The 26,301-nt window shown below is 69.7% G+C and carries 18 protein-coding genes and 3 rRNA genes; 10 read left to right on the top strand and 11 right to left on the bottom strand.

Going from position 1 to position 26,301, the window contains the following annotated elements; genetic code table 11:
- Nucleotides 1-8 precede the first annotated feature (8 nt).
- From OG294_RS33355 to OG294_RS33325, 7 genes are all read right to left on the bottom strand, one after another.
- Nucleotides 9-341, bottom strand: a complete 333-nt coding sequence (locus OG294_RS33355; protein ID WP_327070276.1) for a small basic family protein — start codon at nucleotides 339-341, stop codon at nucleotides 9-11.
- Nucleotides 338-1,351 (bottom strand): DUF881 domain-containing protein, encoded by a 1,014-nt coding sequence (locus OG294_RS33350; protein WP_442789272.1) that lies wholly within the window; start codon nucleotides 1,349-1,351, stop codon nucleotides 338-340. The genes OG294_RS33355 and OG294_RS33350 overlap by 4 nt, the downstream gene beginning before the upstream one ends.
- Nucleotides 1,352-1,432: 81 nt before the next feature.
- Nucleotides 1,433-3,928: a mannose-1-phosphate guanyltransferase gene (locus OG294_RS33345; protein ID WP_327070274.1), complete on the bottom strand. Its 2,496-nt coding sequence runs from the start codon at nucleotides 3,926-3,928 to the stop codon at nucleotides 1,433-1,435.
- A gap of 139 nt (nucleotides 3,929-4,067) precedes the next feature.
- Nucleotides 4,068-4,682: a CDP-alcohol phosphatidyltransferase family protein gene (locus OG294_RS33340; protein ID WP_327070273.1), complete on the bottom strand. Its 615-nt coding sequence runs from the start codon at nucleotides 4,680-4,682 to the stop codon at nucleotides 4,068-4,070.
- Between the two features lie 109 nt (nucleotides 4,683-4,791).
- A 5S ribosomal RNA gene (rrf, locus tag OG294_RS33335) occupies nucleotides 4,792-4,908 on the bottom strand.
- Between the two features lie 87 nt (nucleotides 4,909-4,995).
- Nucleotides 4,996-8,114, bottom strand: a 23S ribosomal RNA gene (locus OG294_RS33330).
- Between the two features lie 276 nt (nucleotides 8,115-8,390).
- A 16S ribosomal RNA gene (locus OG294_RS33325) occupies nucleotides 8,391-9,912 on the bottom strand.
- The 16S, 23S and 5S rRNA genes sit together here, the layout of an rRNA operon.
- Before the next feature lie 704 nt (nucleotides 9,913-10,616).
- Here OG294_RS33325 and OG294_RS33320 point away from each other — a divergent pair.
- Nucleotides 10,617-11,066 (top strand): PTS sugar transporter subunit IIA, encoded by a 450-nt coding sequence (locus OG294_RS33320; RefSeq protein WP_327070272.1) that lies wholly within the window; start codon nucleotides 10,617-10,619, stop codon nucleotides 11,064-11,066.
- 112 nt (nucleotides 11,067-11,178) lie between these two features.
- The gene (gene ptsP / locus OG294_RS33315; protein WP_327070271.1) at nucleotides 11,179-12,849 is read left to right on the top strand and encodes a phosphoenolpyruvate--protein phosphotransferase; all 1,671 of its coding nucleotides are present in this window, start codon (nucleotides 11,179-11,181) and stop codon (nucleotides 12,847-12,849) included.
- Between the two features lie 58 nt (nucleotides 12,850-12,907).
- Here ptsP and OG294_RS33310 read toward each other — a convergent pair whose 3' ends face one another.
- On the bottom strand, nucleotides 12,908-15,043 hold the full coding sequence (locus OG294_RS33310) for an acetoacetate--CoA ligase (protein ID WP_442789271.1): 2,136 nt from the start codon (nucleotides 15,041-15,043) through the stop codon (nucleotides 12,908-12,910).
- Between the two features lie 51 nt (nucleotides 15,044-15,094).
- Nucleotides 15,095-16,333: a M20 metallopeptidase family protein gene (locus OG294_RS33305; protein WP_327070269.1), complete on the bottom strand. Its 1,239-nt coding sequence runs from the start codon at nucleotides 16,331-16,333 to the stop codon at nucleotides 15,095-15,097.
- Nucleotides 16,334-16,477: 144 nt separating this feature from the next.
- Between OG294_RS33305 and OG294_RS33300 the strand changes: the two genes are divergently transcribed.
- Nucleotides 16,478-17,122 (top strand): TIGR03085 family metal-binding protein, encoded by a 645-nt coding sequence (locus tag OG294_RS33300; RefSeq protein WP_327070268.1) that lies wholly within the window; start codon nucleotides 16,478-16,480, stop codon nucleotides 17,120-17,122.
- A gap of 50 nt (nucleotides 17,123-17,172) precedes the next feature.
- Nucleotides 17,173-17,889: an ArsR/SmtB family transcription factor gene (locus OG294_RS33295; RefSeq protein ID WP_327070267.1), complete on the top strand. Its 717-nt coding sequence runs from the start codon at nucleotides 17,173-17,175 to the stop codon at nucleotides 17,887-17,889.
- A 10-nt stretch (nucleotides 17,890-17,899) separates the two neighbouring features.
- Here OG294_RS33295 and OG294_RS33290 read toward each other — a convergent pair whose 3' ends face one another.
- On the bottom strand, nucleotides 17,900-18,457 hold the full coding sequence (locus OG294_RS33290; protein ID WP_327070266.1) for an NUDIX domain-containing protein: 558 nt from the start codon (nucleotides 18,455-18,457) through the stop codon (nucleotides 17,900-17,902).
- 102 nt (nucleotides 18,458-18,559) lie between these two features.
- Between OG294_RS33290 and mmuM the strand changes: the two genes are divergently transcribed.
- The 6 genes from mmuM (at nucleotide 18,560) to OG294_RS33260 (ending at nucleotide 25,756) form a co-directional block, all read left to right on the top strand.
- Entirely contained in the window at nucleotides 18,560-19,486 is a 927-nt protein-coding gene (gene mmuM / locus OG294_RS33285; RefSeq protein ID WP_327070265.1) for a homocysteine S-methyltransferase, read from the top strand.
- A 267-nt stretch (nucleotides 19,487-19,753) separates the two neighbouring features.
- Nucleotides 19,754-20,518 carry an IclR family transcriptional regulator gene (locus OG294_RS33280; RefSeq protein WP_327070264.1) on the top strand — a complete coding sequence of 255 codons (765 nt, stop codon included), beginning with the start codon at nucleotides 19,754-19,756 and terminating at the stop codon, nucleotides 20,516-20,518.
- Nucleotides 20,519-20,966: 448 nt separating this feature from the next.
- Nucleotides 20,967-21,704: an MIP/aquaporin family protein gene (locus tag OG294_RS33275; RefSeq protein ID WP_442789270.1), complete on the top strand. Its 738-nt coding sequence runs from the start codon at nucleotides 20,967-20,969 to the stop codon at nucleotides 21,702-21,704.
- Nucleotides 21,705-21,815: 111 nt separating this feature from the next.
- A complete protein-coding gene (gene glpK, locus OG294_RS33270) occupies nucleotides 21,816-23,351 on the top strand; it encodes a glycerol kinase GlpK (RefSeq protein ID WP_327070262.1) in 1,536 nt (511 codons plus the stop codon).
- A 127-nt stretch (nucleotides 23,352-23,478) separates the two neighbouring features.
- Nucleotides 23,479-25,074: a glycerol-3-phosphate dehydrogenase/oxidase gene (locus OG294_RS33265; RefSeq protein ID WP_327070261.1), complete on the top strand. Its 1,596-nt coding sequence runs from the start codon at nucleotides 23,479-23,481 to the stop codon at nucleotides 25,072-25,074.
- A gap of 151 nt (nucleotides 25,075-25,225) precedes the next feature.
- Entirely contained in the window at nucleotides 25,226-25,756 is a 531-nt protein-coding gene (locus tag OG294_RS33260) for a YbhB/YbcL family Raf kinase inhibitor-like protein (RefSeq protein ID WP_327071764.1), read from the top strand.
- Between the two features lie 70 nt (nucleotides 25,757-25,826).
- On the opposite strand, the gene OG294_RS33255 is transcribed toward OG294_RS33260, so the two are convergent.
- Nucleotides 25,827-26,273 carry a nitroreductase family deazaflavin-dependent oxidoreductase gene (locus OG294_RS33255; RefSeq protein WP_327070260.1) on the bottom strand — a complete coding sequence of 149 codons (447 nt, stop codon included), beginning with the start codon at nucleotides 26,271-26,273 and terminating at the stop codon, nucleotides 25,827-25,829.
- Between the last annotated feature and the right edge of the window lie 28 nt (nucleotides 26,274-26,301).

Raw genomic sequence — 26,301 nt, 5'->3', positions numbered from 1 at the left:
CCCCGGCCTCAGGCCCGGAACACATGGCGCCGAATGGCGGCCGCGTTCGAGAAGATCCGGATGCCCAGCACCACGACCACGCCGGTGGACAGCTGCGACCCCACGCCCAGCTGGTCGCCGAGGAAGACGATCAGCGCGGCCACCACCACGTTGGACAGGAAGGAGACCACGAAGACCTTGTCGTCGAAGATCCCGTCCAGCATCGCCCGCACCCCGCCGAAGACGGCGTCCAGCGCGGCCACCACCGCGATCGGCAGGTACGGGACCACGGCGGCCGGCACCGAGGGCTGCACGAAGAGTCCGGCGACGACCCCGGCCACCAGGCCCAGTACGGCGATCACGGCTTGGATGCTCCTGTCGTTGAAGGCGAGGGGCCTATGGAGGCTGTGGAAGAGGGCTTGGCTGCCGGACTCCCGGCGGGAGCGGGTGCCGGGCCTGCGGAGGACACCGGTGCGGGAGCGGCCGAACCCTCGTCGGGTGTGGCGAGCCGCAGCGTGAAGCCGACCGCACCCGGCAGGTCCAACGAGTGCTGCGGGCTGACGGTCGCCCTGATCCCGTAGCTGTCCTCCAAAAGCCGGAGGTACTGACCGCCCATGCTGTCCTGGAAGGCGCCCGGCAGCCGCTTCTCGTCGCCCACCACCAGCACCGTGTACGGCGGCACCAGCGGCCGGTTGTCGACCAGGATCGCGTCACCGGCGGCCCGGATCGCCGAGAGCGCGGTGAGCCGCTGTCCGTTCACCGCGACCGCCTCCGCACCGGCCTGCCAGAGGCCGTTGACGATCAGTTGCAGGTCCCGGTCGTGCAGCCGCTCGCCGCTGAAGTTGTCGGCGGTGCGCGGGTCGACCCCGCCGCCGCCGGTATCGGAGGCGTCGTCGAGGACCAGCTTGAGACCGGGGCCCTTGACCGCGCCGGTGCCCACCGCGGAGGTCAGCGCGGCGAGGGCGGCGTCGTCGCCGTTCTCCTTCAGGGCGCGCCGCTGCTCCTGGTCGACCTGGGTCCGCGCCGCCTCGACCTGCGCCTGCAGCTTGTCGTCGGCCGCGGTGCCGTCGTTGACCCGCTGGACCAGCGCGTCGTGCTGCTTGGCCAGGGTGGGCTCGGCCTCGTGCGCGTTGACCCCACTGACCGTCACCACCGCGGCCGCCAGGGCCAGACCTGTCGCGAGCACCAGCCGGCCCTTGGCGGTGGTGGGCAGCCGACGGCGGCCCACCTCGCCCCGGGCCCGGGCGGCAGCCGCGTAGCCCTCGTCCAGACTCTGGTCCATGACGGTGGTCAGCAACGTCATCGAGGCGTCAGGGCGGGAGAACCGCCCGTGTCCCCTGGTCGGTGGCCGCGTCGCTGACATGCGGGACATCGTCCCATGACCGCGCGGCCCGCGACGACCAGCCCCCGACGTCAGGGACCGGCCGTGACGGGCCGCGCGGTCAGGCCTGGCTCAGCGTCCGGCGCTGTCGACCACCGCCGCCCACTCCTCCAGCAGGCTCTGGGTCGCCTCGTCGTCCGGCCCCTCGGCCCACAGGTGGGTGACCGCCTCCGCCGGGTCGGGCAGCACCAGGGTCCAGCGGCCGTCCGGCTCGACCACCCGGACACCGTCGGTGGTGTCCAGCAGCCGGTTGCCGGCCGCCTCCACCACCGAGCGCATCACCATGCCCTTGGCCGCCCACGGGGTGGCCACGTCGCGGCGCTGCATGTGGGCCTGCGGAATCCGCGCGTCGATCTGACTGAGCGTCAGCTGGGTGCGGGCCACCAGGCCGACCAGCCGGACGAACGCCGCAGCCCCGTCGAGCACCCCGCTGAACTCGGGGACCACGAAGCCGCCCCGGCCGTCACCGCCGAAGATCGTGCCCTCGGCGGCGGCCGCCTTGGCGAGGTCGTCGGGTGAGGTGCTGGTCCAGGTGACCTGGGTGCCGTGGTACGCCGCGACCTGCTCGGCGATCCGCGTGGTGGTCACCGGCAGCGCGGCCTGCCCGCTGCGCCGCTCGGCGGCGACCAGGTCGAGCAGCACCAGCAGCGCCCGGTCGTCCTCGATCACCCGGCCCAGCTCGTCCACGAAGGAGACCCGCTCGCCCACCGGGTCGAACCGCACCCCGAAGGCCGCCCGGGAGGAGGCCACCAGGGCACCGAGCCGGGCCAGGCCCGCCCTGCGCTCCTCGGCGTCCTCGGTGGGCCTGGCCTCGTCCAGACCGCTGCTGACGCTCAGTGCCTCCACCCCGAGCCGGCCCAGGATGCTGGGCAGGACCAGACCGGCGCTGCCGTGCGCGGTGTCCACCACCACCTTGAGCCCGGCCTCGCGCACCCCCGTGGTGTCGATCGCCCGCAGCAGGTTGCCCGCGTAGGAGTCGAAGACACTGGACGGGAAGGTCAGGTCGCCGATCTCGCCCGGGAACGCCCGGCGGTACTCCTGGCGGGCGTAGACCCGGTCCAGCTTGCGCTGGCCGGCCTGCGAAAGGTCGGCACCGCGCTCGTCGAAGAACAGGATGTCCAGCGAGTCCGGCACACCGGGCGTGGTGCGCAGGAAGATCCCGCCGGCACTGCCGCGCGCGGTGTGCTGACGGGCCACCGGCATCGGCACGTTCTCCAGGTCCCGGACGTCGATCGCGCTGGTCTGCAGTGCCGAGATCATCGCCCGTTTGAGCGCACGGGCACCACGCGAGTGGTCACGCGCGATGGTGACGGTCGCGCCCTTCTTCAGGGTGGTCGCGTACGCGCCGGCCAGCCGCACGGCCAGCTCCGGGGTGATCTCGACGTTGAGGATGCCGGAGACGCCGCGGGCCCCGAACAGGTGCTCCTGGCCGCGCGACTCCCAGATCACCGAGGTGTTGACGAAGGCGCCGGCCTCGATGGTCTTGAACGGGTAGACCCGCACCCCGCCGGCGATGATCGACTCCTCGCCGATCAGGCACTCGTCGCCGATGACCGCGCCGTCCTCGATCCGGGCCGCGCGCATCACATCGGTGTTCTTGCCGACCACGCAGCCGCGCAGGTTGGTCTGGGGTCCGATGTAGACGTTGTCGTGGATCACGGCCTTGTGCAGGAACGCGCCGCGCTTGACCACCACGTTGCTGCCGAGCACCGTGTGCTCGCGCAGCTCCACACCGGCCTCCACCTTGGCGTAGTCGCCGATGTAGAGCGGGCCGCGCAGGACCGCCTCCGGATCCACCTCGGCGCCCTCCGCGACCCAGACGCCCGGCGAGATCTCGAAGCCGTCCAGCTCGACGTCGACCTTGCCCTCCAGGACGTCGGCCTGCGCCTTGCCGTAGCTCTCGTGCGTGCCGACGTCCTCCCAGTAGCCCTCGGCCACGTACCCGTAGACCGGCTTGCCCTCCTTGAGCAACTGGGGGAAGACGTCACTCGACCAGTCCACCGACTGCCCCGCCGCGACGTAGTCGAAGACCTCGGGCTCCATGACGTAGATCCCGGTGTTCACCGTGTCCGAGAAGACCTGCCCCCAGGTGGGCTTCTCCAGGAACCGCTCGACCCGGCCCTCGTCGTCGACGATCGTGATTCCGAATTCCAATGGGTCGGGGACCCGGGTGAGGCAGACGGTGACCAGGGCGCCCTTGCTCCGGTGAAAAGCGATCAGCTCGGAAAGATCAAAATCGGTGAGGGCGTCTCCGGAGATCACCAGAAAGGAGTCGTCCCGCAGTGCGTCCTCGGCGTTCTTGACGCTCCCCGCGGTGCCGAGCGGAATCTCCTCGTTCGCATAGCTGAGGCTCATACCGAGTTCCTCGCCATCGCCGAAGTAGTTCTTCACCAGCGATGCGAGGAACTGCACGGTGACGACCGTATCGGTGAGGCCGTGCCGCTTGAGCAGCCGAAGCACGTGCTCCATGATCGGGCGATTGGCCACCGGCAGAAGCGGCTTCGGCATACTCGAAGTCATCGGGCGGAGACGAGTTCCCTCGCCTCCTGCCATCACAACGGCTTTCATTGCGGGTGCGTCCTCCTTCGCGGCAATGGACTCGCCGTCCATCAAACCGTTCCAGGACACCTCTACCCGGCAAAAATGATCCGACGCGCGGGAGCGCGGGTTAACTGCGCCACGATTACAGCGTGTCGGGCACCGTGTCTCAGAGGGTGGTCGCTCCGGTCGCCGCCCTGGCGATCTGCCGGGTCTGCATCGCATAGAGGATGCCGGCCCACCAGTACAGCACCGTGCCCCACCAGATGAACGCCCAGCTGACGGCGTTCGCCGTGCTGTGGAACCAGCCGTCGCCCTGCCCCAGCAGCAGCAGCGGGAAGCCGTACATCAGATTGAAGGTGGCCGCCTTGCCCAGAAAACTCACCTGCAGCGGGCCGTAGCCGTGACGGTTGAGAACGGGCAGCAGGCAAGTGATGAAGAGGTCGCGGGCCAGCAGGATGCCGGTCAGCCACCACGGCAGGATCCCGCGCCAGGTCAGCCCGAGCAGGGTGGAGAGCACGAACAGCCGGTCCGCCAGCGGATCGAGGATCTGACCGATCCGGCTGATCTGCCCCCAGCGGCGGGCCAGCTTCCCGTCCAGGTAGTCGCTGACACCGCTGAACATCAGGATCGCCAATGCCCAGCCGTCGTTGTTCGGCCCACCGAACTCGGGCCAGAGGATGAGCCAGAGGAAGACCGGGACCCCGACCAGCCTCGCCATGCTGAGCAGGTTGGGGATGGTGAGGACGCGGTCGGTCTGGACGCGCGTCTCCTGGACCTCCACCCGGAGCCTCCTGTCGTACGGTGACGTTGCGGGCAAGACTTTACCCGGCACCGTCGCTAAACGCGAAGAAGCCCCCTTCCCGAAGGAAGGGGGCTTCTTCTGAATGATTGTTCGGCGGCGTCCTACTCTCCCACAGGGTCCCCCCTGCAGTACCATCGGCGCTGTGAGGCTTAGCTTCCGGGTTCGGAATGTAACCGGGCGTTTCCCTCACGCTATGACCACCGAAACACTATGAAACTGTCGACCGCAACCCGCCCGTTCTTTCCCTGGCGGGGGTCGTTGTTTCAGAACAACACAGTGGACGCGAGCAACTGAGGACAAGCCCTCGGCCTATTAGTACCGGTCAGCTCCACCCCTTACAGGGCTTCCACATCCGGCCTATCAACCCAGTCGTCTACTGGGAGCCTTACCCTCTCAAGGAGGTGGGAGTGCTCATCTCGAAGCAGGCTTCCCGCTTAGATGCTTTCAGCGGTTATCCCTCCCGAACGTAGCCAACCAGCCATGCCCTTGGCAGGACAACTGGCACACCAGAGGTTCGTCCGTCCCGGTCCTCTCGTACTAGGGACAGCCCTTCTCAACACTCCTACGCGCACAGCGGATAGGGACCGAACTGTCTCACGACGTTCTAAACCCAGCTCGCGTACCGCTTTAATGGGCGAACAGCCCAACCCTTGGGACCTACTCCAGCCCCAGGATGCGACGAGCCGACATCGAGGTGCCAAACCATCCCGTCGATATGGACTCTTGGGGAAGATCAGCCTGTTATCCCCGGGGTACCTTTTATCCGTTGAGCGACGGCGCTTCCACAAGCCACCGCCGGATCACTAGTCCCTGCTTTCGCACCTGCTCGACCCGTCGGTCTCACAGTCAAGCTCCCTTGTGCACTTACACTCAACACCTGATTGCCAACCAGGCTGAGGGAACCTTTGGGCGCCTCCGTTACTCTTTAGGAGGCAACCGCCCCAGTTAAACTACCCACCAGACACTGTCCCTGATCCGGATCACGGACCCAGGTTAGACATCCAGCACGACCAGAGTGGTATTTCAACGTCGACTCCACAACAACTGGCGTTGCCGCTTCAAAGTCTCCCACCTATCCTACACAAGCCGAACCGAACACCAATATCAAGCTATAGTAAAGGTCCCGGGGTCTTTCCGTCCTGCTGCGCGAAACGAGCATCTTTACTCGTAATGCAATTTCACCGGGCCTATGGTTGAGACAGTCGAGAAGTCGTTACGCCATTCGTGCAGGTCGGAACTTACCCGACAAGGAATTTCGCTACCTTAGGATGGTTATAGTTACCACCGCCGTTTACTGGCGCTTAAGTTCTCAGCTTCGCCCCGACGAATCAGAGCTAACCGGTCCCCTTAACGTTCCAGCACCGGGCAGGCGTCAGTCCGTATACATCGCCTTACGGCTTCGCACGGACCTGTGTTTTTAGTAAACAGTCGCTTCTCGCTGGTCTCTGCGGCCGGCCCCAGCTCGGGCAGCAAGTGCCTCCACCAGTTCCGGCCCCCTTCTCCCGAAGTTACGGGGGCATTTTGCCGAGTTCCTTAACCATAGTTCACCCGAACGCCTCGGTATTCTCTACCTGACCACCTGAGTCGGTTTGGGGTACGGGCCGCCATGAAACTCGCTAGAGGCTTTTCTCGACAGCATAGGATCATCCACTTCACCACAATCGGCTCGGCATCAGGTCTCAGACTATGTGCAAGGCGGATTTGCCTACCTTGCGTCCTACACCCTTACCCCGGGACAACCACCGCCCGGGCTGGACTACCTTCCTGCGTCACCCCATCGCTCACCTAATACCCTGTTGGATCAGCGGCTCCACCACGTCCCATTGTCCGAAGACTCCGGGCCGGCTTCACGGCTTTAGCATTCAGAGGTTCAGCGTTGGCGCTTCAAAGCGGGTACGGGAATATCAACCCGTTGTCCATCGACTACGCCTGTCGGCCTCGCCTTAGGTCCCGACTTACCCTGGGCAGATCAGCTTGACCCAGGAACCCTTGGTCAATCGGCGCAAGAGTTTCCCACTCTTGTATCGCTACTCATGCCTGCATTCTCACTCGTATACCGTCCACGACTGGATTCCTCCGCCGCTTCACCCGGCACACGACGCTCCCCTACCCATCCACAGCGCCGTTGGGCGTATTCTGTGAATGACACGACTTCGGTGGTGTGCTTGAGCCCCGCTACATTGTCGGCGCGGAATCACTTGACCAGTGAGCTATTACGCACTCTTTCAAGGGTGGCTGCTTCTAAGCCAACCTCCTGGTTGTCTCTGCGACTCCACATCCTTTCCCACTTAGCACACGCTTAGGGACCTTAGTCGGTGTTCTGGGCTGTTTCCCTCTCGACCATGGAGCTTATCCCCCACAGTCTCACTGCCACGCTCTCACTTACCGGCATTCGGAGTTTGGCTAAGGTCAGTAACCCGGTAAGGCCCATCGCCTATCCAGTGCTCTACCTCCGGCAAGAAACACGTGACGCTGCACCTAAATGCATTTCGGGGAGAACCAGCTATCACGGAGTTTGATTGGCCTTTCACCCCTAACCACAGGTCATCCCCCAGGTTTTCAACCCTGGTGGGTTCGGTCCTCCACGCGGTCTTACCCGCGCTTCAACCTGCCCATGGCTAGATCACTCCGCTTCGGGTCTTGGGCATGCAACTCAACCGCCCTATTCGGACTCGCTTTCGCTACGGCTACCCCACACGGGTTAACCTCGCTACACACCGCAAACTCGCAGGCTCATTCTTCAAAAGGCACGCAGTCACGGCTGATCAGCAAGCTGACCAACGACGCTCCCACGGCTTGTAGGCACACGGTTTCAGGTACTATTTCACTCCGCTCCCGCGGTACTTTTCACCATTCCCTCACGGTACTATCCGCTATCGGTCACTAGGGAATATTTAGGCTTAGCGGGTGGTCCCGCCAGATTCACACGGAATTTCTCGGGCTCCGTGCTACTTGGGAGAAGCTCAAGTGAGCCGTACAAGTTTCGTCTACGGGGGTCTTACCCTCTACGCCGGACCTTTCGCATGTCCTTCGACTACCCATACGGTTTCTGACTCACCCGATCGCCGGCAGACGACCGAAGAACTTTCCCACGACCCCGAAGTGGCAACCCCTGCCGGGTCTCACACCACAACGGTTTAGCCTCATCCGGTTTCGCTCGCCACTACTCCCGGAATCACGGTTGTTTTCTCTTCCTGCGGGTACTGAGATGTTTCACTTCCCCGCGTTCCCTCCACATACCCTATGTGTTCAGGTATGGGTGACAGCCCATGACGACTGCCGGGTTTCCCCATTCGGACACCCCCGGATCAAAGCTCGGTTGACAGCTCCCCGGGGCCTATCGCGGCCTCCCACGTCCTTCATCGGTTCCTAGTGCCAAGGCATCCACCGTGCGCCCTTAAAAACTTGGCCACAGATGCTCGCGTCCACTGTGCAGTTCTCAAACAACGACCAGACACCCACCTACACAACCCGGCAAACACCAGGTCGGTCCGTGGGACCGGCACTGAGACAACGATTACTCGTTCCCTCAGGACCCAACAACGTGCCCGACACACCAGACTCAAGAAACGCTTTCCACGCCGAAGCAGTACTCACGAACCATCACCCAGTGTGCCGAATAGTCAACGTTCCACCCATGAGCAACCGTGCGAGACATTCGCTCGCATCCGGCCATGTGCTCCTTAGAAAGGAGGTGATCCAGCCGCACCTTCCGGTACGGCTACCTTGTTACGACTTCGTCCCAATCGCTGGTCCCACCTTCGACGGCTCCCTCCCAAGGGTTAGGCCACCGGCTTCGGGTGTTACCGACTTTCGTGACGTGACGGGCGGTGTGTACAAGGCCCGGGAACGTATTCACCGCAGCATGCTGATCTGCGATTACTAGCAACTCCAACTTCATGGGGTCGAGTTGCAGACCCCAATCCGAACTGAGGCCGGCTTTTTGGGATTCGCTCCACCTCACGGTATCGCAGCCCTTTGTACCGACCATTGTAGCACGTGTGCAGCCCAAGACATAAGGGGCATGATGATTTGACGTCGTCCCCACCTTCCTCCGAGTTGACCCCGGCAGTCTCCTGTGAGTCCCCATCACCCCGAAAGGCATGCTGGCAACACAGAACAAGGGTTGCGCTCGTTGCGGGACTTAACCCAACATCTCACGACACGAGCTGACGACAACCATGCACCACCTGTATACCGACCACAAGGGGGCGACTATCTCTAGCCGTTTCCGGTATATGTCAAGCCTTGGTAAGGTTCTTCGCGTTGCGTCGAATTAAGCCACATGCTCCGCTGCTTGTGCGGGCCCCCGTCAATTCCTTTGAGTTTTAGCCTTGCGGCCGTACTCCCCAGGCGGGGAACTTAATGCGTTAGCTGCGGCACCGACGACGTGGAATGTCGCCAACACCTAGTTCCCAACGTTTACGGCGTGGACTACCAGGGTATCTAATCCTGTTCGCTCCCCACGCTTTCGCTCCTCAGCGTCAGTAATGGCCCAGAGATCCGCCTTCGCCACCGGTGTTCCTCCTGATATCTGCGCATTTCACCGCTACACCAGGAATTCCGATCTCCCCTACCACACTCTAGCCTGCCCGTATCGAATGCAGACCCGGGGTTAAGCCCCGGGCTTTCACATCCGACGCGACAGGCCGCCTACGAGCTCTTTACGCCCAATAATTCCGGACAACGCTCGCACCCTACGTATTACCGCGGCTGCTGGCACGTAGTTAGCCGGTGCTTCTTCTGCAGGTACCGTCACTTGCGCTTCTTCCCTGCTGAAAGAGGTTTACAACCCGAAGGCCGTCATCCCTCACGCGGCGTCGCTGCATCAGGCTTTCGCCCATTGTGCAATATTCCCCACTGCTGCCTCCCGTAGGAGTCTGGGCCGTGTCTCAGTCCCAGTGTGGCCGGTCGCCCTCTCAGGCCGGCTACCCGTCGTCGCCTTGGTAGGCCATTACCCCACCAACAAGCTGATAGGCCGCGGGCTCATCCTGCACCGCCGGAGCTTTCCACCAACCCCCATGCAGAGGAAGGTCGTATCCGGTATTAGACCCCGTTTCCAGGGCTTGTCCCAGAGTGCAGGGCAGATTGCCCACGTGTTACTCACCCGTTCGCCACTGATCCACCCCGAAGGGCTTCACCGTTCGACTTGCATGTGTTAAGCACGCCGCCAGCGTTCGTCCTGAGCCAGGATCAAACTCTCCGTGAATGTTTACCCGTCATCGGGTCGACACCCGCGTCGAGCGGCACGACAACCACCGGAATAGGGTGGCCTCGCGCACTGCGTCCTCGCTAGTGTTTTACTTCAAAAGGAATCTCCAACCCCAGTCCGAAGACCAAGGCCGGGGATGTCAACATATCTGGCGTTGACTTTTGGCACGCTGTTGAGTTCTCAAGGAACGGACGCTTCCTTCGCAGCCACTTCCGTGGCCCCTCCAGGCGCTTCGTTCTTTCGTGTTCCGAGCTTATCACGTGAGTTTCGCGCCGATTTAACCGGGCATTCACTCAGGCGTTTCGCTGGATTCACATCGCCTCGTGGCGACTCGGCCAACCATAGCCGCTCCCGGCCGGTGCGCCTAATCGAGCATGGTGACCGGCCGAGGGAAGGAGGGCCAGCACCCCGTCGGTTGGCGCGCCGCACCGATCGTCCAGCTCACCCGGATGCCGTAGAGTGCGGCGCGTCGACCAAGAGGACTAGACCACTTGGGTCACGCAGGGGCCTGACCGGCCCGGGATCCGGTCGGCGGCCGGCAGTGGGATGACCGCTGGGTGTCGCATGTGACCGGCCGGGCCGCCTGTCTCTTATGTGGCGAGATGTCCAAAGTTGGCATGATTTAGGCTTCAGTCGACATACGCCCCCGCCGCTCCCCCGCGGCCGCACGCCATGTACTCCGCACCTGGGAGGCCCCCACCATGACCACTGTGACGTCGCCGCTGACCGGCCGCGCCATTGGACTCGCCAACGTGCCCGACCCCGTCTTCGCCGGCGCGATGGTGGGTCCCGGGACCGCCATCGACCCGGTGCGCGAGCCCACCACCGCGGTCGCGCCGGTGGACGGCCTGGTCGTCTCCATGCACCCGCACGCGTTCGTGGTGATGGACGCGGACGGGCACGGTGTGCTGACCCACCTCGGCATCGACACCGTGCAGCTGAACGGTGAGGGCTTCGAGCTGCTGGTCAGCAAGGGTGACCAGGTCAAGCGCGGTCAGCCGGTCATCTCGTGGAACCCCGCCGCGGTCGAGGCCGCCGGCAAGTCGCCGATCTCCCCGATCGTTGCGCTGGAGGCCACGGCCGAGGCGCTCAGCGCAGTGGCCGAGACCGGTGAGGTCGCCACCGGCGGCGACCTCTTCACCTGGAACTGAGACACCCCGGCACCGATACTCCCGGCGCCAAGACGACGAAACGCCGGACAGTGCCCCGTTCCACGTGCTCGAGTGGGACGGGGCGGCAGTGCGGGCGAAAGGAAAGAAGTACATGGAGAAGACGCTGCGCGGCGTAGGTGTCAGCCACGGGGTCGCCATCGGCCAGGTGCGGCACATGGGGACCGCAGTGCTGGAGCCCCCGGCCCACCAGATTCCGACCGAGGACGCACCGCGCGAGCAGGCCCGGGCCAAGCAGGCCGTGGACGCCGTGGCCGCCGACCTGATCGCACGCGGCACGCTGGCCGGCGGCGAGGCGCAGGCCGTGCTGGAGGCCCAGGCGCTGATGGCGCAGGACCCGGAGCTGCTCGCGGACGTGGAGCGGCGGATCACCGTGGGCAGCAGCGCCGAGCGCGCGGTCTACGACGCGTTCGCGGCCTACCGGGCGCTGCTCGCCGCGGCCGGCGAGTACCTGGCGGGCCGGGTGGCGGACCTGGACGACGTGCGCAACCGGATCGTGGCGCGGCTGCTGGGCGTGCCGATGCCCGGTGTGCCGGACAGCGACGAGCCGTACGTGCTGTTCGCCCGCGACCTGGCGCCGGCCGACACCGCGCTGCTGGACCCGACCCTGGTGCTCGGCTTCGTGACCGAGGAGGGCGGCCCGACCAGCCACTCGGCGATCCTGGCCCGCGCGCTGGGCGTGCCGGCCGTGGTGGCGCTGCCGAACGCCACCGACGTGGCCGAGGGTGTCGTGGTGGCGGTGGACGGCAGCAGCGGTGAGGTGCTGCTGGACCCGAGCGGGGAGAAGCAGGACGAGCTGCGCCGGCTGGCCGCCGAGCGCAAGGCCGCGCTGGCCGCCTCGTCCGGCCCCGGGCGGACCTCGGACGGGCACCTGGTGCCGCTGCTGGCGAACGTCGGCGGCCCGGCCGACGTGGCCGCGGCGCTGGAGGCGGGCGCCGAGGGCGTCGGGCTGTTCCGCACCGAGTTCCTCTTCCTGGACGACTCGAAGCGTGCGCCGAGCGAGCAGTCCCAGGTCGAGGCCTATCGCAAGGTGCTGGAGGCCTTCCCGGAGGGCCGCGTGGTGGTGCGCGTGCTGGACGCGGGCGCGGACAAGCCGCTGGAGTTCCTGACCCCGGCCGACGAGCCGAACCCGGCGCTGGGGGTGCGGGGTCTGCGCACCCTGCTGGAGCACCCGGAGGTGCTGCGGACCCAGCTGCGCGCGCTGGCCGCCGCGGCCGAGGGCCTGCCGGTGCACCTGGAGGTCATGGCCCCGATGGTGGCCGACCGGGCGGACGCCAAGGCGTTCGCGCAGGCCTGCCGCGAGGCCGGGCTGCAGGCGAAGTACGGGGCGATGGTGGAGATCCCGTCCGCCGCGCTGCGGGCCCGCTCGATCCTGGAGGAGGTCGAGTTCCTCTCGCTGGGCACCAACGACCTCGCGCAGTACACCTTCGCGGCGGACCGTCAGGTCGGCGCGCTGGCCCGGCTGCAGGACCCCTGGCAGCCGGCCCTGCTGGACCTGATCGCGGCTGCCGCGGGTGCGGCCAAGGCCGCGGGCAAGAGCTGCGGCGTCTGCGGCGAGGCGGCTGCCGACCCGCTGCTGGCCTGCGTGCTGACCGGCCTCGGGGTGACCAGCCTGTCGATGGGCTCGGCCTCGATCCCGTACGTGCGGGCCTCGCTGGCGACCTACACGCTGGCCCAGTGCCGGCGGGCGGCGGAGGCGGCGCGGGCCGCCGACAGCGCCGAGGAGGCGCGGATCGCCGCGCAGCAGGTGCTGTCCGGCGAGTGAGCCGGGAGCTGTACGGGTAGCGGGGCCGCGCCGTCGTGGCGGGGCCCCGCTCGCGTGCTCAGGCCCGGCGCTCGCGGCCCAGGCGCTCGAAGAAGCGCAGGTGCTCCAGGTTGTCGACCGAACCGGGGTTGACCGCCTGGTCGAGCGGGGTGCCGGCGAGCAGGCGCTTGACCGGGACCTCGATCCGCTTGCCGGTGAGGGTGTGCGGCAGGCCGGTGACGGCGACGACCTCGTCGGGGACGTGGCGCGGCGAGAGCTGCTCGCGCAGCACGGTGCGGATCCGTCCGCGCAGCTCGTCGTCCAGCTCGGCGCCGGGGGCGAGGACGACGAAGAGCGGCATCCAGTAGCCGCCGTTCTCCTCCTCCAGGCCGATCACCAGGGACTCGGCGATCTCGGGGAGGCGCTCGACCACCTCGTAGATGTCGGAGGAGCCCATCCGCACGCCCTGGCGGTTGAGGGTGGAGTCGGAGCGGCCGTGGATGATCACGGTGCCGCGCGAGGTGACGGTGATCCAGTCGCCGTGCCGCCAGGTGCCGGGGAACATCTCGAAGTAGCTGTCCCGGTAGCGGGTGCCGTCGGGGTCGTTCCAGAAGCCGGTGGGCATCGAGGGGATCGGCTGGGTGACGACCAGCTCGCCGACCTCGTCGGTGTGCGGCTTGCCGTTGACGTCCCAGGACTCGACGGCCGCGCCCAGGCAGGGGGCCTGGATCTCGCCCAGGTGGACCGGCAGGGTGGGGACGCCGCCGACGAAGCAGCTGCAGACGTCGGTGCCGCCGCTGACCGAGGCGAGCCAGACGTCCGTCTTGACCTCGTCGTAGATCCAGCGGAAGCCGTCGGGGGGCAGCGGGGAGCCGGTGGTGCCGATGCAGCGCACGGCCGAGAGGTCGAGGTCGCGGCCGGGGTGCAGTTCGGCCTTGCGGCTGGCGATCACGTAGGCCGCCGAGGTGCCGAGCACGGTGGCGCGGGTGCGGGCGGCCACCTCCCACAGGGCGCCCGTGGTGGGGTGGCCCGGGCTGCCGTCGTAGGTGACCACGGTGGCGCCCACCAGCAGGCCGGCGACCAGGAAGTTCCACATCATCCAGCCGGTGGAGGTGTACCAGAGGAAGCGGTCCTTCGGGCCGAGGTCGAGCTGGAGGGCGGCCTGCTTGAGGTGCTCGACCAGGATGCCGCCCTGGCTCTGCACGATGGCCTTGGGCAGGCCGGTGGTGCCCGAGGAGTAGAGCACCCAGAGCGGGTGGTCGAAGGGGAGCTGCTCGAAGACGGGCTCGACGGCGGCGGCGGTCAGGTCGGCCCAGTCGAGGGCGCCCTCGGGGGCCGGGGAGCCGAGCAGCGGCACGTGCACCAGCGCACGCACGGTGGGCAGCTCGCGGCGCAGCTCGGCGACCACCTCGGTGCGGTCGTGGTTCTTGCCGCCGTAGTGGTAGCCGTCGACCGCGAAGAGCACCACGGGTTCGATCTGCTGCAGGCGGTCCAGCACGCTGCGGGCGCCGAAGTCGGGGGCGCAGGAGGTCCAGATCGCGCCGATCGAGGCGGTGGCGAGCAGCGCGACGACGGCCTGCGGGATGTTGGGCAGGTAGGCGCCGACCCGGTCGCCGGGGCGCACGCCGAGCGCGCGCAGCTCGGCGGCCAGCGAGCCGACCTGGCGGCGCAGCTCGGCCCAGCTCAGCGCGATCGGCTCGGCGGTGGTCTCGTCCAGGTGCAGGATCGCGGGCAGCTCGGTGTGCGCGGGGTCGGCGCCGAAGCGCAGCGCGTGCTCCGCGTAGTTGAGGGTGGCACCGGGGAACCAGCGGGTGCCGGGCATCGTGGCGTCGGCGAGCACGGCCTGCGGCGGGGTGCCGAAACGGACGTCGAAGTACTCGGTGACCGCGGTCCAGAAGCGCGCCAGATCGGCGGTGGACCAGGCGTGCAGCGCGGCGTAGCGGGCGGCGGCGGTGGCGTCGTCCGGGGCGGGGGCCAGCGGGGCGGCGGGGGCGTCGTGGTGCTCGGCGGCCCAGGCCTGGAAGGCGACCAGGCGGGTCGCCGCTGCCGCCTCGGGGCGGGGACGCCAGAGCGGCTGGTCGGCGGGCGCGCCGGCGGCGGCCTGGTCCTGGGATGGGGTGCTCACGGTGGTGGTCTCCCGGCCGGAAGGTGGGGGCGGGGGTGGCGCTGGTGGCGGCTCCCGTCCCGTGCGTACGGACGGTCCAGACCCTGCCATGTGATCGTTCGCCGCGCCAGAGGCGAGGTGGGAGGCGATATGGGGGTGCGGTCAGGCGGCGCCGGGTGAGGTGGCACCCGCCGCCTGCTGGTCGAGGCGGTCGAGGGCGAGGGCGGCGAGCAGGGCCGCCGCGTCGCCGAGGACCGAGTCGTCGAAGGCGGCCTGCGGCGCGTGGTTGTAGGGGGCCTTGGCCGGGTCGCGGTCGGGCGGGCAGGCGCCGACCATCAGGTAGGCGCTGGGGACCCGTTCGGCGACCATGCCGAAGTCCTCGGAGCCGGTGACCGGGCGGGGCATCTCGACGAGGCGTTCGGTGCCGAGCAGCCGGCCCGCCGTGCGGATGGCGAAGGCGGTCTCCGCCGCGTGGTTGACGGTGACCGGGTAGCCCTCGCGGTGCTCGACCTCGGCGCTCAGGCCGTGCGCCGCCGCGATGCCGCGCACCACCGTGGCGGCCTCGGTCAGGGCGCGCTCGCGGGCTTCGGGCGAGAAGGCGCGGACGGTGGCGCCGAGCACCGCCTGGTCGGGGATCACGTTCTCGGCGGTGCCCGCGTGGAAGCTGCCGACGGTCAGCACCACCGGGTCCTGGACGTCGAAGCGGCGGGTGGCCATGGTCTGCAGAGCCAGCACCGCCTCGCAGGCGACCGGGATCGGGTCCAGCGCGTAGTGCGGGCTGGAGCCGTGGCCGCCGCGCCCGCGCACGGTGATGCTCAGGGTGTCCGAGCTGGCCATGATCGGCCCCGGGCGGGTGGCGACCAGGCCCAGCGGCAGCACGGCGGCGGCCACGTGCAGTGCGTAGGCGGCCACCGGGGGCTCGCCCGCGGCGGTCAGCACGCCCTCCTCGATCATGATCCCGGCGCCGCCGCCGCCCTCCTCGCCGGGCTGGAACATGAAGACCACCGAGCCGGCCAGCTCGGCCCGCCGCTCGGCCAGCAGCCGGACGGCGCCGACCAGGGCGGCGGTGTGCAGGTCGTGGCCGCAGGCGTGCATCGCGCCGGGGACGGCGGAGGCGTACGGGAGTTCGGTGGCCTCCTGGACCGGGAGCGCGTCCAGGTCGGCACGGAGCAGCACCACCGGGCCCGGGCGAGCGCCGCGCAGCACCGCGGTGACCGAGCTGAGCCGCCGGCCCAGGGTCACCTCCAGCGGCAGGCCGTCCAGTGCGGCGAGCAGCCTGGCCTGGGTGCGCGGCAGCTCCATGCCGATCTCGGGCTCCTGGTGCAGCGCGCGGCGCAGCGCGGTCAGCTCGGGCTGGAGCCTGGCGGCGGACGCGCGCAGGTCGGCGGGGTCGACGGGCATGTGGGCCTCCTCGTGGGGGATGGGGCTGGGATCATGGTGCCCGCAGGAGGGGCGCGGGCGGGGCGCTTTGCACGGTCTCGCACAGGCGGCCGGGTTCGGTGCACGCATGCGCCAGGTCCCCCGGGCCGCCGCTACCCTGACGGCATGTCGAATCACGCGCGCGGCGAGCGGCAGCGGTTGGCCGACCTCCTGGCGGCGGCGGGGCCCGAGGCGCCCACGCTCTGCGCCGGCTGGCTGACCCGTGACCTGGCCGCGCACCTGGTGGTGCGCGAGGGGCGGCCGGACGCGGCCCCGGGCATCCAGCTGCCGTGGCTGGCCGGCTGGACCAGGCGGGTGCAGGACGGCTACGCGCGGCGCCCGTACGCCGAGTTGGTGCGGCGGTTCCGGGCGGGGCCGCCGCGCGGCTCGCTCTTCGCGCTGCCGGGTGCGGACGAGGCGGCGAACACCGTGGAGTACTTCGTGCACGCCGAGGACGTGCGGCGGGCCGGCGAGTGGCAGCCGCAGGCGGTCGGTCCCGCGCTCGCGGAGCTGCTGTGGCGGCGGCTGCCGATGCTCAGCCGGTTCGAGCTGGGACGCCGGACACCGGTGCGGCTGCTGCTCTGCCGGCCGGACGGACGCAACCTCACGGTGGGTCAGCGGCGGCCCGGTTCGGTGCGGGTCACCGGTGAGCCGGCCGAGTTGCTGCTCTTCGCCTTCGGGCGCGGGGCGCAGGCCGAGGTCACCGTGACCGGACCGCCGGCCGAGGTGGCGCGGCTGCGGGCTGCGGTGGGGCTGCCGGCCGACCGGTAGGGGCCGTCGTTTCGGCGCCGGCCGAACCGTCCGGAACGACAATGGGTCCTATGGCGAAACGTGACACGGCGGAGGGCGCGGCGGAACTGGCGGCGGTGGCCGGGCTGCTGGCCGACGGCACCCGGGCAACGTTCTGCCTGGCGCTGCTGGACGGCCGGGCCTGGACGGCGGGCGAGCTGGCCCGGCACGCGGGGGTGGCACCGGCCACCGCGACCGAGCACCTGAACCTGCTGGTGGGCGGCCGGCTGCTGGCCGAGCAGCGGCAGGGTCGGCACCGGTACGTGCGGCTGGCCGACCCGCAGGTCGCCGAACTGATCGAGCAACTGGCCGCGCTGGCACCGCCCGGGACGGTCCCGGCGCCGCCGCGCTCGCTGTCGGCGGCCGGGCGGCGCAGCGCCCTGGCCCGGGCGCGGACCTGCTACGACCACCTGGCGGGCACGGTGGGGGTGGCGATCTACGACGCGATGACCGAGCGCGGGCTGCTGGACCGGCACGGCGGCCTGCGGCTGACCGGGGAGGGCGATGCCTGGCTGGCCGGGCTGGGCGTCACCGTGCCGTCCGGGGGGCGGCGGCCGGCCGTGCTGGCCTGCCTGGACTGGACCGAGCGGCGCCCGCACCTGGCGGGCGCCGTCGGTGCGGCGTTCTGCCACCGGGCGCTGGAGGCCGGCTGGGTGACCCGGATCGGCAGCAGCCGGGCGGTGGCGGTCACGGCGGCCGGGCGTGAGGTGCTGCGCGAGCGGCTCGGGGTGTCGGCCGAGCCTGCCTGAGCAGTCGCGCTCAGCCCTTGACCGGCGGGTACTCGCCGGCGAACCAGGCGTTGGTGATCCTGGTGTGGAAGGGGAAGGCGAGCCGGGTCGGTTCGTCGATCAGCTGCCAGCCCTCGGTCTCCTCGGTGGGGACGGACGGCGGCAGGTCGGCGAGGTCCTGGGCGGGCAGCAGGGCGAACAGGCCGATGAAGCTGCCGCCGGGGTCCGAGGTGGTGGCGATCAGGGTGACGCCGGAGACGTCGGCGTGGATCCCGGTCTCCTCGCGCAGCTCGCGCACCGCCGCCTGCTGCCAGCTCTCGCCGTAGTCGACGTAGCCGCCGGGCAGCGCCAGCTCGCCGTAGCCGGGCTCGATGGTGCGGCGGATCACCACCAGGCTCTGGCCGCCGTCGGGGCGGTTGACCGGGAGCAGGGAGACGGCCACCGGCAGCGGGTTGCGGTAGCTGATCTCGCCGCAGCCCGGGCAGGTGCGCGGCCAGCCGGAGGTGCCGGCCGGGTAGGCGGTGCCGCACCAGTGGCAGTGCGCCCACGGGCCGAAGGTGGCGGGCCGGGCAGCCTGATCAGTGGTCATGGGGTGGATGGTAGTCCGAACGGCAGGAGCGGGGCCCGGGTAGGTCCGGAGTGCGGGACATGCGGGGGTCTACCGTTCGGGACGGGGGCTGTGGAGGTGGCGATGGAGGACTTCGGGCGGGCGCTCGCGGCGGGGCCGCTGGTGCTGGACGGCGGGCTGTCGAACGCGCTGGCCGCCGCCGGCCACGACCTGTCGGACGAGCTGTGGTCCGCGCGGCTGCTGCTGGACGCGCCCGAGGCGCTGGTGGCGGCGCACCGGGCCTACTACGAGGCCGGCGCCGACGTGGTGATCACGGCCAGCTACCAGGCGGGCTTCGCGGGGTTCGCCCGGCGCGGGATCGGGCGGCGGGCGGCGGAGCGGCTGCTGGCGTTCAGCGTGGCGCTGGCCCGGCGGGCGGGCGAGGAGGCCGCTCCCGCGCCGGGCGGGCGGCGGCGCTGGGTGGCCGCCTCGGTGGGGCCGTACGGCGCGGTGCTGGCGGACGGGTCGGAGTACCGCGGGCGCTACGGCCTGAGCGTCGCGGAGCTGACCCGGTTCCACCGGCCGCGGCTGGCGGCACTGGCGGCGGCCGGTCCCGACGTGCTGGCGCTGGAGACGGTGCCGGACGCGGACGAGGCGCGGGCGCTGCTGACGGCGGTGCGCGGGCTGGGGGTGCCGGCCTGGCTCAGCTACACGGTGGCCGGTGGCCGCACCCGGGCCGGGCAGCCGCTGGAGCGGGCCTTCGCGCTGGCCGCCGAGGTGCCGGAGGTGGTGGCGGTGGGGGTCAACTGCTGCGCGCCCGAGGAGGTGGGCGAAGCGGTGCGGCTGGCCGCGCGGGTGACCGGCAAACCGGTGGTGGCCTATCCGAACAGCGGCGAGCGCTGGGCGGCGGCCGACCGGAGCTGGCACGGCACGGCGCGGGGGCCGGCGGAGTGGGCGCCCGGCTGGGTCGCGGACGGCGCGCGCCTGGTGGGTGGCTGCTGCCGGGTGGGCCCGGCCGAGATCGCCGCGTTGGCCGCGCGGCTGAGATCGCCGGGTCGGCCGCCCGGTTGACGGCGCGCCGGGCGGCTGCGCGGGCGCCCGGCGGCTGCGCCGAACGCGCTCGGCCGTCCGGGTAGCGGCGGCGCGGTGGCCCGGAACTGACGGGTCGAAAGCACCCGGAAAGGGTGGCGCCCCGATCCGATCAGGTGTTTTGTCGCGCACTGATGTGCATCTCCAGGGGTCCGCCTGGCAGACTCGGGACGATACCCCCGCAGTCGACATGACCACGAACCGTACGACATTGTCGACCGTAAGCCAGTTTGCCAGTGGAGGTCCCCCATGCCCGGCCCGATCCAGTCGCTCTCCCGAGCCGCCGCGATCATGCGCCTGCTGGCCGGCGGCGAGCGCCGGCTGGGCCTGTCCGAGGTCGCCACCTCGCTCGACCTCGCCAAGGGCACCGCGCACGGCATCCTGCGCACCCTGCAGCAGGAGGGCTTCGTCGAGCAGGATCCGGAGAGCGGCAAGTACCAGCTGGGCGCCGAGCTGCTGCGCCTGGGCCAGAGCTACCTGGACGTGCACGAGCTGCGGGCCCGCGCGCTGGTGTGGGCCGACGACCTGGCCAGGGCCAGCGGCGAGACGGTCTACCTGGGCGTGCTGCACCAGCGCGGAGTGCTGATCGTGCACCACGTCTTCCGCCCCGACGACACCCGCCAGGTGCTGGAGGTCGGCTCGATGCACCCGCTGCACAGCACCGCGCTGGGCAAGGTGCTGCTCGCCTTCGACCCGGTGGCGCGCGGCGAGCTGGGCGAGGGCCCGCTGGAGGCGTACACCCCACGCACGCTCACCGAGCTGGACGACGTCGACGCCGAGTGCGCGCTGATCCGCGAGCGCGGCTGGGCGGACGCGATCGAGGAGACCTGGACCGGGGTGGCCTCGATCGGCGCGCTGATCCAGGACCGGCGGCGCAACCCGGTCGGCGCGGTCTGCGTGAACGGGGCGGTGGAGCGGGTCTGCGAGGACGGCTTCGTGCGTCCGCAGCTGGTCGCCTCGGTGCGCGACGCAGCACGGGCGATCTCCCGGGACCTGGGCGCCGGGCGGTTCTGACCCGGCCTCCGACCTGCTGGAACACGCCTCGTCGCAGGACCGCGGAGGGTGGACGGGATTCCTGTCCACCCTCCGCTGTTCTGTCCGGATTTCCGTCCGTTCGGCGCCCCGCCCGGCCCCGGCACGGCCCCGTCGCAGCTCTCTCGTGGCCCCTTCGCGGCCCCTTCGTGGCCCCGGGCCACCGGCCGGGCCGACGAGGGCCAGGTCACAGCCCGGTCACCCACCTTGACGTAGCCGCCCACCAGGGGGAAAACTCCCGCATAGCGGTCGACATTGTCGAACGGTGGCCGCCGGAAGCGCCTGGCAAGCCCGGTTCTCCACGCACCGGTCGTCGCCTCGCCGCAGGGCCGCCTCCCGGGGACGGGACGCCCGCCCGTCACGGTCTCCCCCGCCGTGGCGCTCTCCCCCACCCGCCTGCCACGGGGTCGACCCACCAGGCGCCGGCCATATGGACAAAGGAGTCTTTGTGTCCGCCTTCACCAACGGCGACATCTTCGTCGGCGAAACGCTCGGCACCGCCGCGCTGATACTCCTCGGCGGTGGCGTCTGCGCCGCCGTCACGCTCAAGAAGTCCAAGGCCCAGAACGCCGGCTGGGTGGCCATCACCTTCGGCTGGGGCTTCGCGGTCATGATCGCCGCCTACATGGTCGCCCCGAAGTCGGGTGCCCACCTCAACCCGGCGGTCACCCTGGCCCTCGCCGTCAAGAGCGGCGACTGGAGCCACGTGCCGCTCTACCTCGGCTCCCAGCTGCTCGGCGCGATGATCGGCGCCGTACTCGTCTGGCTGACCTACCTCGGCCAGTTCCAGGCCAACAAGGAGCCCACCCTGGGCATCTTCTCGACCGGGCCCGAGATCCGGAACCCGATCCAGAACCTGCTCACCGAGATCATCGCCACCATGGTGCTCTGCATGGCGATCCTGACCCAGGGCCTGACCGTCAACGGCAGCCTGTCCGGGATCGGCGTGCTGATCACCGCCTTCACCGTGGTCGGCATCGGCCTCTCGCTCGGCGGCCCGACCGGCTACGCCATCAACCCGGTCCGCGACCTCGGCCCGCGCATCGTGCACTCGCTGCTGCCCATCCCGAACAAGGGCAGCTCGGACTGGAGCTACGCCTGGGTCCCGGTCGTCGGCCCGGTCATCGGCGGTCTGCTCTCCGGTCTGCTGTACAAGGGTTTGTTCTAAGGCCTTTCACGCCGCGGTGCCCGGTCTGCCGGCCGGGCACCGCGGCCCAGGGCAGCAGCAACCAGCCAACTGCCAGTCCCCCACCCCACCTCAGAGCCGAGGACCCATCACATGACTGCCAACACCGTGTCGACCGGGAACTACATCGCCGCGATCGACCAGGGCACCACCTCCAGCCGCTGCATCATCTTCGGCGCGGACGGCCGGATCGTCGCCGTCGACCAGCAGGAGCACCGCCAGATCTTCCCCCAGCCCGGCTACGTCGAGCACGACGCCGCCGAGATCTGGACCCGGGTGCAGTCCGTGGTCCGCGGCGCGCTGGAGAAGGCCGGCCTGACCCGGGACGACATCCGCGCGATCGGCATCACCAACCAGCGCGAGACCACCGTGCTGTGGGACAAGAACACCGGCGAGCCGGTCTACAACGCGCTCGTCTGGCAGGACACCCGCACCGAGGCGCTCTGCCGCGAGCTGGGCCGCAACGTGGGCCAGGACCGCTTCCGCCGCGAGACCGGCCTGCCGCTGGCCAGCTACTTCGCCGGCCCGAAGATCCGCTGGCTGCTGGACAACGTCGAGGGCCTGCGTGAGCGCGCCGAGGCCGGCGACATCCTCTTCGGCACCATGGACACCTGGGTCATCTGGAACCTCACCGGTGGCGTCAACGGCGGCAAGCACATCACCGATGTCACCAACGCCTCGCGCACCATGCTGATGAACCTGTCCACGCTGGCCTGGGACGAGAAGATCGCCGACTCGATGGGCGTGCCGCTGAGCGTGCTCCCCGAGATCCGCTCCTCCGCCGAGGTCTACGGCCACGCGGTCGGCGACCTGGAGGGCGTCCCGGTCGCCTCCGCGCTCGGTGACCAGCAGGCCGCGCTGTTCGGCCAGACCTGCTTCAGCGAGGGCGAGGCCAAGTCGACCTACGGCACCGGCACCTTCCTGCTGCTGAACACCGGCGAGAAGATCGTCAACTCGTACCACGGCCTGCTGACCACGGTCGGCTACCGGATCGGCGACCAGAAGCCGGTCTACGCCCTGGAGGGCTCGATCGCGGTCACCGGCTCGCTCGTGCAGTGGCTGCGCGACCAGCTCGGCATCATCTCGACGGCGGCCGAGATCGAGACCCTGGCCAACACGGTCGAGGACAACGGCGGCGCCTACTTCGTCCCGGCCTTCTCCGGCCTGTTCGCCCCGTACTGGCGCTCCGACGCCCGCGGTGTGATCGCCGGCCTGACCCGGTACGTGACCAAGGGTCACCTGGCCCGCGCCGTGCTGGAGGCCACCGCCTGGCAGACCCGCGAGGTCGTCGACGCGATGGAGAAGGACTCCGGGGTCACCCTGACCGCCCTCAAGGTCGACGGCGGCATGACCTCCAACAACCTGCTGATGCAGAACATCGCCGATGTGCTGAACGCCCCGGTCGAGCGCCCGTTCGTGGCCGAGACCACGGCGCTGGGCGCCGCCTACGCGGCCGGCCTGGCCGTCGGCTTCTGGAACGACCTCGACACCCTGCGGGCCAACTGGCACCGCGCCGCCGAGTGGACCCCGCGGATGGACGAGGCCACCCGGGAGCGCGAGTACAAGAAGTGGCTCAAGGCCGTGGAGCGCACCATGGGCTGGGTCGAAGAGGACGACCAGGAGAGCTGAGCAGACCGCCGGCCGGGGCAGCGCCGCCCCGGCCGGCAGCTTCGTTTCCCCGGCCTCAGCTGAGGCCGGAACGCACTGTGAGAGGAGACTCCGGCGCCGCCCGCACCGCGGAGCCGGAACACACACCATGGCAACCATCCCGACCCTGGGCGCCGAGCGCACCCCCGGCCGCACCGCTTCCCGCGCCGAGACCCGTGAGCTGCTGGGCAAGGCCACCTACGACCTGCTGGTGATCGGGGGCGGCATCCTCGGCACGGCCGTCGCCTGGACCGCCTCCCAGGCGGGCCTGAAGGTCGCCATGGTGGACGCGGGCGACTTCGCGGGCGCCACCTCCAGCGCCTCCTCCAAGCTGGTCCACGGCGGTCTGCGCTACCTGCAGACCGGCGCGGTCAAGCTGGTGGCGGAGAACCACAAGGAGCGCCGGGCGCTGGCCACCGACGTGGCCCCGCACCTGGTCAACCCGCTGACCTTCTTCGTGCCGGTCTACAAGGGCGGCCCGCACAGCGCCCCCAAGCTCGGCGCCGGCGTCTTCCTCTACTCGGCGCTGTCCGCCTTCCGTGACGGCATGGGCCGGGTCTCCACCGCCGCCCACGCCGCCCAGCAGGTGCCGGCGCTGCGCACCGAGGGCCTGCGCTCGGTCGCGGTCTACGGCGACCACCAGATGAACGACTCGCGGGTCGCCGTCATGACGGTCCGTGCGGCCGTCGAGGCCGGCGCCGTGGTGCTCAACCACGCCGAGGTGACCGGCCTGCGCTTCACCGGCGGCCGGGTGACCGGGGCCGAGCTGAAGGACCGCCTCGACGGCGCCGAGTTCGGCGTCAACGCCCGCCTGGTGCTCAACGCCACCGGCCCCTGGGTCGACCACCTGCGCGCGATGGAGGACGCCGGCGCCGCGCCGTCGATCCGCCTGTCCAAGGGCGCGCACGTGGTGGTCAAGCGCCGCTCGCCGTGGCGCGCCGCGCTGACCATCCCGATCGACAAGTACCGCGTCTCCTTCGCCATCCCGTGGGAGGACCACGTCCTGCTCGGGACCACCGACGAGGAGTACACCGGCGACCCGCAGGACGTGCGGGCCACCGACGCCGACATCGACCAGATCATGGACGAGGCCGGCCACGCGATCAAGGACGAGCACCTCGACCGCGACCTGATCACCTACGCCTTCGCGGGCCTGCGGGTGCTGCCCGGCGGCCCCGGCGACACCGCCGCCGCCAAGCGCGAGACCGTGGTGACCGAGGGCAAGGGCGGCATGCTCTCGGTGGCCGGCGGCAAGTGGACCACCTACCGGCACATCGGCCGCACCGTGCTGGAGAAGCTCTCGCACGTGCGCGGCACCGGGATCGGCGAGGACATATCGCCGATCGCGGCCACCGTCCCGCTGCCGGGCGTCGGCGCGCCGAACGCGGTCGCGCACCGGCTGCTGATCGACCGTGAGCCCGGCTCGCGGATGGAGCCGCTGGTGGCCAAGCACCTGGCCAGCCACTACGGCACGCTCTCCTTCGAGATCGCCCGCATGATCGACGAGGACCCCGCGCTGGGCGAGCCGATCCACGCGGACGGGCCGGACGTGTGGGCGCAGGTCGCCTTCGCGGCCGACAACGAGTGGGCGTACACCGCGGACGACGTGCTGCGCCGCCGCACCACGATGACAGTGCGCGGGCTGGACACCCCGGAGATCCAGGAGCGGGTCACCGAGTTCCTGAGCAAGCGGGCCCAGGGCTGACACCTGGTCACCAGGGCTGATGCCTGGTCACCAGGGCTGACACGCTGGTCAGCCAGGGCTGATGCCTGATCGGGCGAAGGGCGGCCACCCGGCTGGGGTGGCCGCCCTTCGTCTACGCTCAGGAGTGACCTGATTCCCCGCTACTGGAGGCATCCCCGACGTGACCAGGCCACCGCTTCCGCACGACTTCCAGCGTCCGGTTCCCGGCTTCACGCTGACCAGCACCGATGTGACCGACGGCGGCGTGCTGCCCGAGGCCCAGGTGCTGGCCGGCGGCGACCTGTCGCCGCAGCTGAGCTGGTCCGGCTTCCCGGCCGGGACCAAGAGCTTCGCGGTCACCTGCTTCGACCCCGACGCGCCGAGCGGCAGCGGCTGGTGGCACTGGGTGCTGTTCGACATCCCGGCGGACGTGACCTCGCTGCCGACGGGTGCCGGCAGCGGCGACTTCCCGGGGCTGCCGGCCGGCGCAATCCAGGCGCGCAACGACTACGGCACGAAGAACTTCGGCGGTGCCGCCCCGCCGGCCGGGCACGGCCCGCACCGCTACGTCTTCTCGGTGACCGCGGTGGGCGAGGAGAAGCTCGGCCTGGACGCCGACACGTCGCCGGCGGCGATCGGCGCGACCCTCGGGTTCCAGGCCGTGGCGCGGGCCGTCATCGTGGCCACCTACGAGAACAAGTGACCGTCCATTCTGGATAGTTGACAGCATGTGGGGGTCCGCCAGGAATGGCGGACCCCCGGATCCGTTCGAGTCAGGCGGCGTCCGCGACCGGCTCCAGGACGAAGACCGGGATCACACGATCGGTCTTCTTCTGGTATTCGGCGAAGTCCGGCCAGACCGCGATGGCGCGCTCCAGCCACAACTCACGCTCCGCGCCGGTGACCTCACGAGCCGTCATGTCCTGGCGTACGGCGCCGTCCTGGAGCTCGACCAGCGGGTGGGCTACCAGGTTGTGGTACCAGGAGGGGTGCTTGGGAGCGCCACCCTGCGAGGCCACCACGGCGTACTGACCGTCGTGCTCGACCCGCATCAGCCCGTTCTTGCGGATCTTGCCGCTCTTGGCCCCCAGACTGGTGAGGATGACAACCGGCACGCCCTGCAGGGTCGTTCCCTCGGTGCCACCGGAGCCCTCGTACAACGCGACCTGGTCACGCACCCACTGATCCGTGCTCGGCTGGTATTCGCCGGTGAGAGGCATGGTGTTCAGTCCCATCCTTTGGTTGGTT

The organism is Kitasatospora sp. NBC_01302 (assembly GCF_035976515.1).
Classification (GTDB): domain Bacteria; phylum Actinomycetota; class Actinomycetes; order Streptomycetales; family Streptomycetaceae; genus Kitasatospora.
This window is presented reverse-complemented; position numbering and strand designations above follow the sequence as displayed.

Excerpts from the sequence above, each read along its gene's own strand:
- mmuM (WP_327070265.1), top strand. The coding sequence starts at position 18,560 with ATGGAGGACTTCGGGCGGGCGCTCGCGGCGGGGCCGCTGGTGCTGGAC.
- OG294_RS33350 (WP_442789272.1), bottom strand. The coding sequence starts at position 1,351 with ATGTCCCGCATGTCAGCGACGCGGCCACCGACCAGGGGACACGGGCGG.
- OG294_RS33255 (WP_327070260.1), bottom strand. The coding sequence starts at position 26,273 with ATGCCTCTCACCGGCGAATACCAGCCGAGCACGGATCAGTGGGTGCGT.
- glpK (WP_327070262.1), top strand. The coding sequence starts at position 21,816 with ATGACTGCCAACACCGTGTCGACCGGGAACTACATCGCCGCGATCGAC.
- ptsP (WP_327070271.1), top strand. The coding sequence starts at position 11,179 with ATGGAGAAGACGCTGCGCGGCGTAGGTGTCAGCCACGGGGTCGCCATC.
- OG294_RS33345 (WP_327070274.1), bottom strand. The coding sequence starts at position 3,928 with ATGAAAGCCGTTGTGATGGCAGGAGGCGAGGGAACTCGTCTCCGCCCG.
- OG294_RS33305 (WP_327070269.1), bottom strand. The coding sequence starts at position 16,333 with ATGCCCGTCGACCCCGCCGACCTGCGCGCGTCCGCCGCCAGGCTCCAG.
- OG294_RS33320 (WP_327070272.1), top strand. The coding sequence starts at position 10,617 with ATGACCACTGTGACGTCGCCGCTGACCGGCCGCGCCATTGGACTCGCC.
- OG294_RS33265 (WP_327070261.1), top strand. The coding sequence starts at position 23,479 with ATGGCAACCATCCCGACCCTGGGCGCCGAGCGCACCCCCGGCCGCACC.
- OG294_RS33280 (WP_327070264.1), top strand. The coding sequence starts at position 19,754 with ATGCCCGGCCCGATCCAGTCGCTCTCCCGAGCCGCCGCGATCATGCGC.
- OG294_RS33310 (WP_442789271.1), bottom strand. The coding sequence starts at position 15,043 with ATGGCAGGGTCTGGACCGTCCGTACGCACGGGACGGGAGCCGCCACCA.
- OG294_RS33275 (WP_442789270.1), top strand. The coding sequence starts at position 20,967 with ATGGACAAAGGAGTCTTTGTGTCCGCCTTCACCAACGGCGACATCTTC.
- OG294_RS33295 (WP_327070267.1), top strand. The coding sequence starts at position 17,173 with ATGGCGAAACGTGACACGGCGGAGGGCGCGGCGGAACTGGCGGCGGTG.
- OG294_RS33290 (WP_327070266.1), bottom strand. The coding sequence starts at position 18,457 with ATGACCACTGATCAGGCTGCCCGGCCCGCCACCTTCGGCCCGTGGGCG.
- OG294_RS33300 (WP_327070268.1), top strand. The coding sequence starts at position 16,478 with ATGTCGAATCACGCGCGCGGCGAGCGGCAGCGGTTGGCCGACCTCCTG.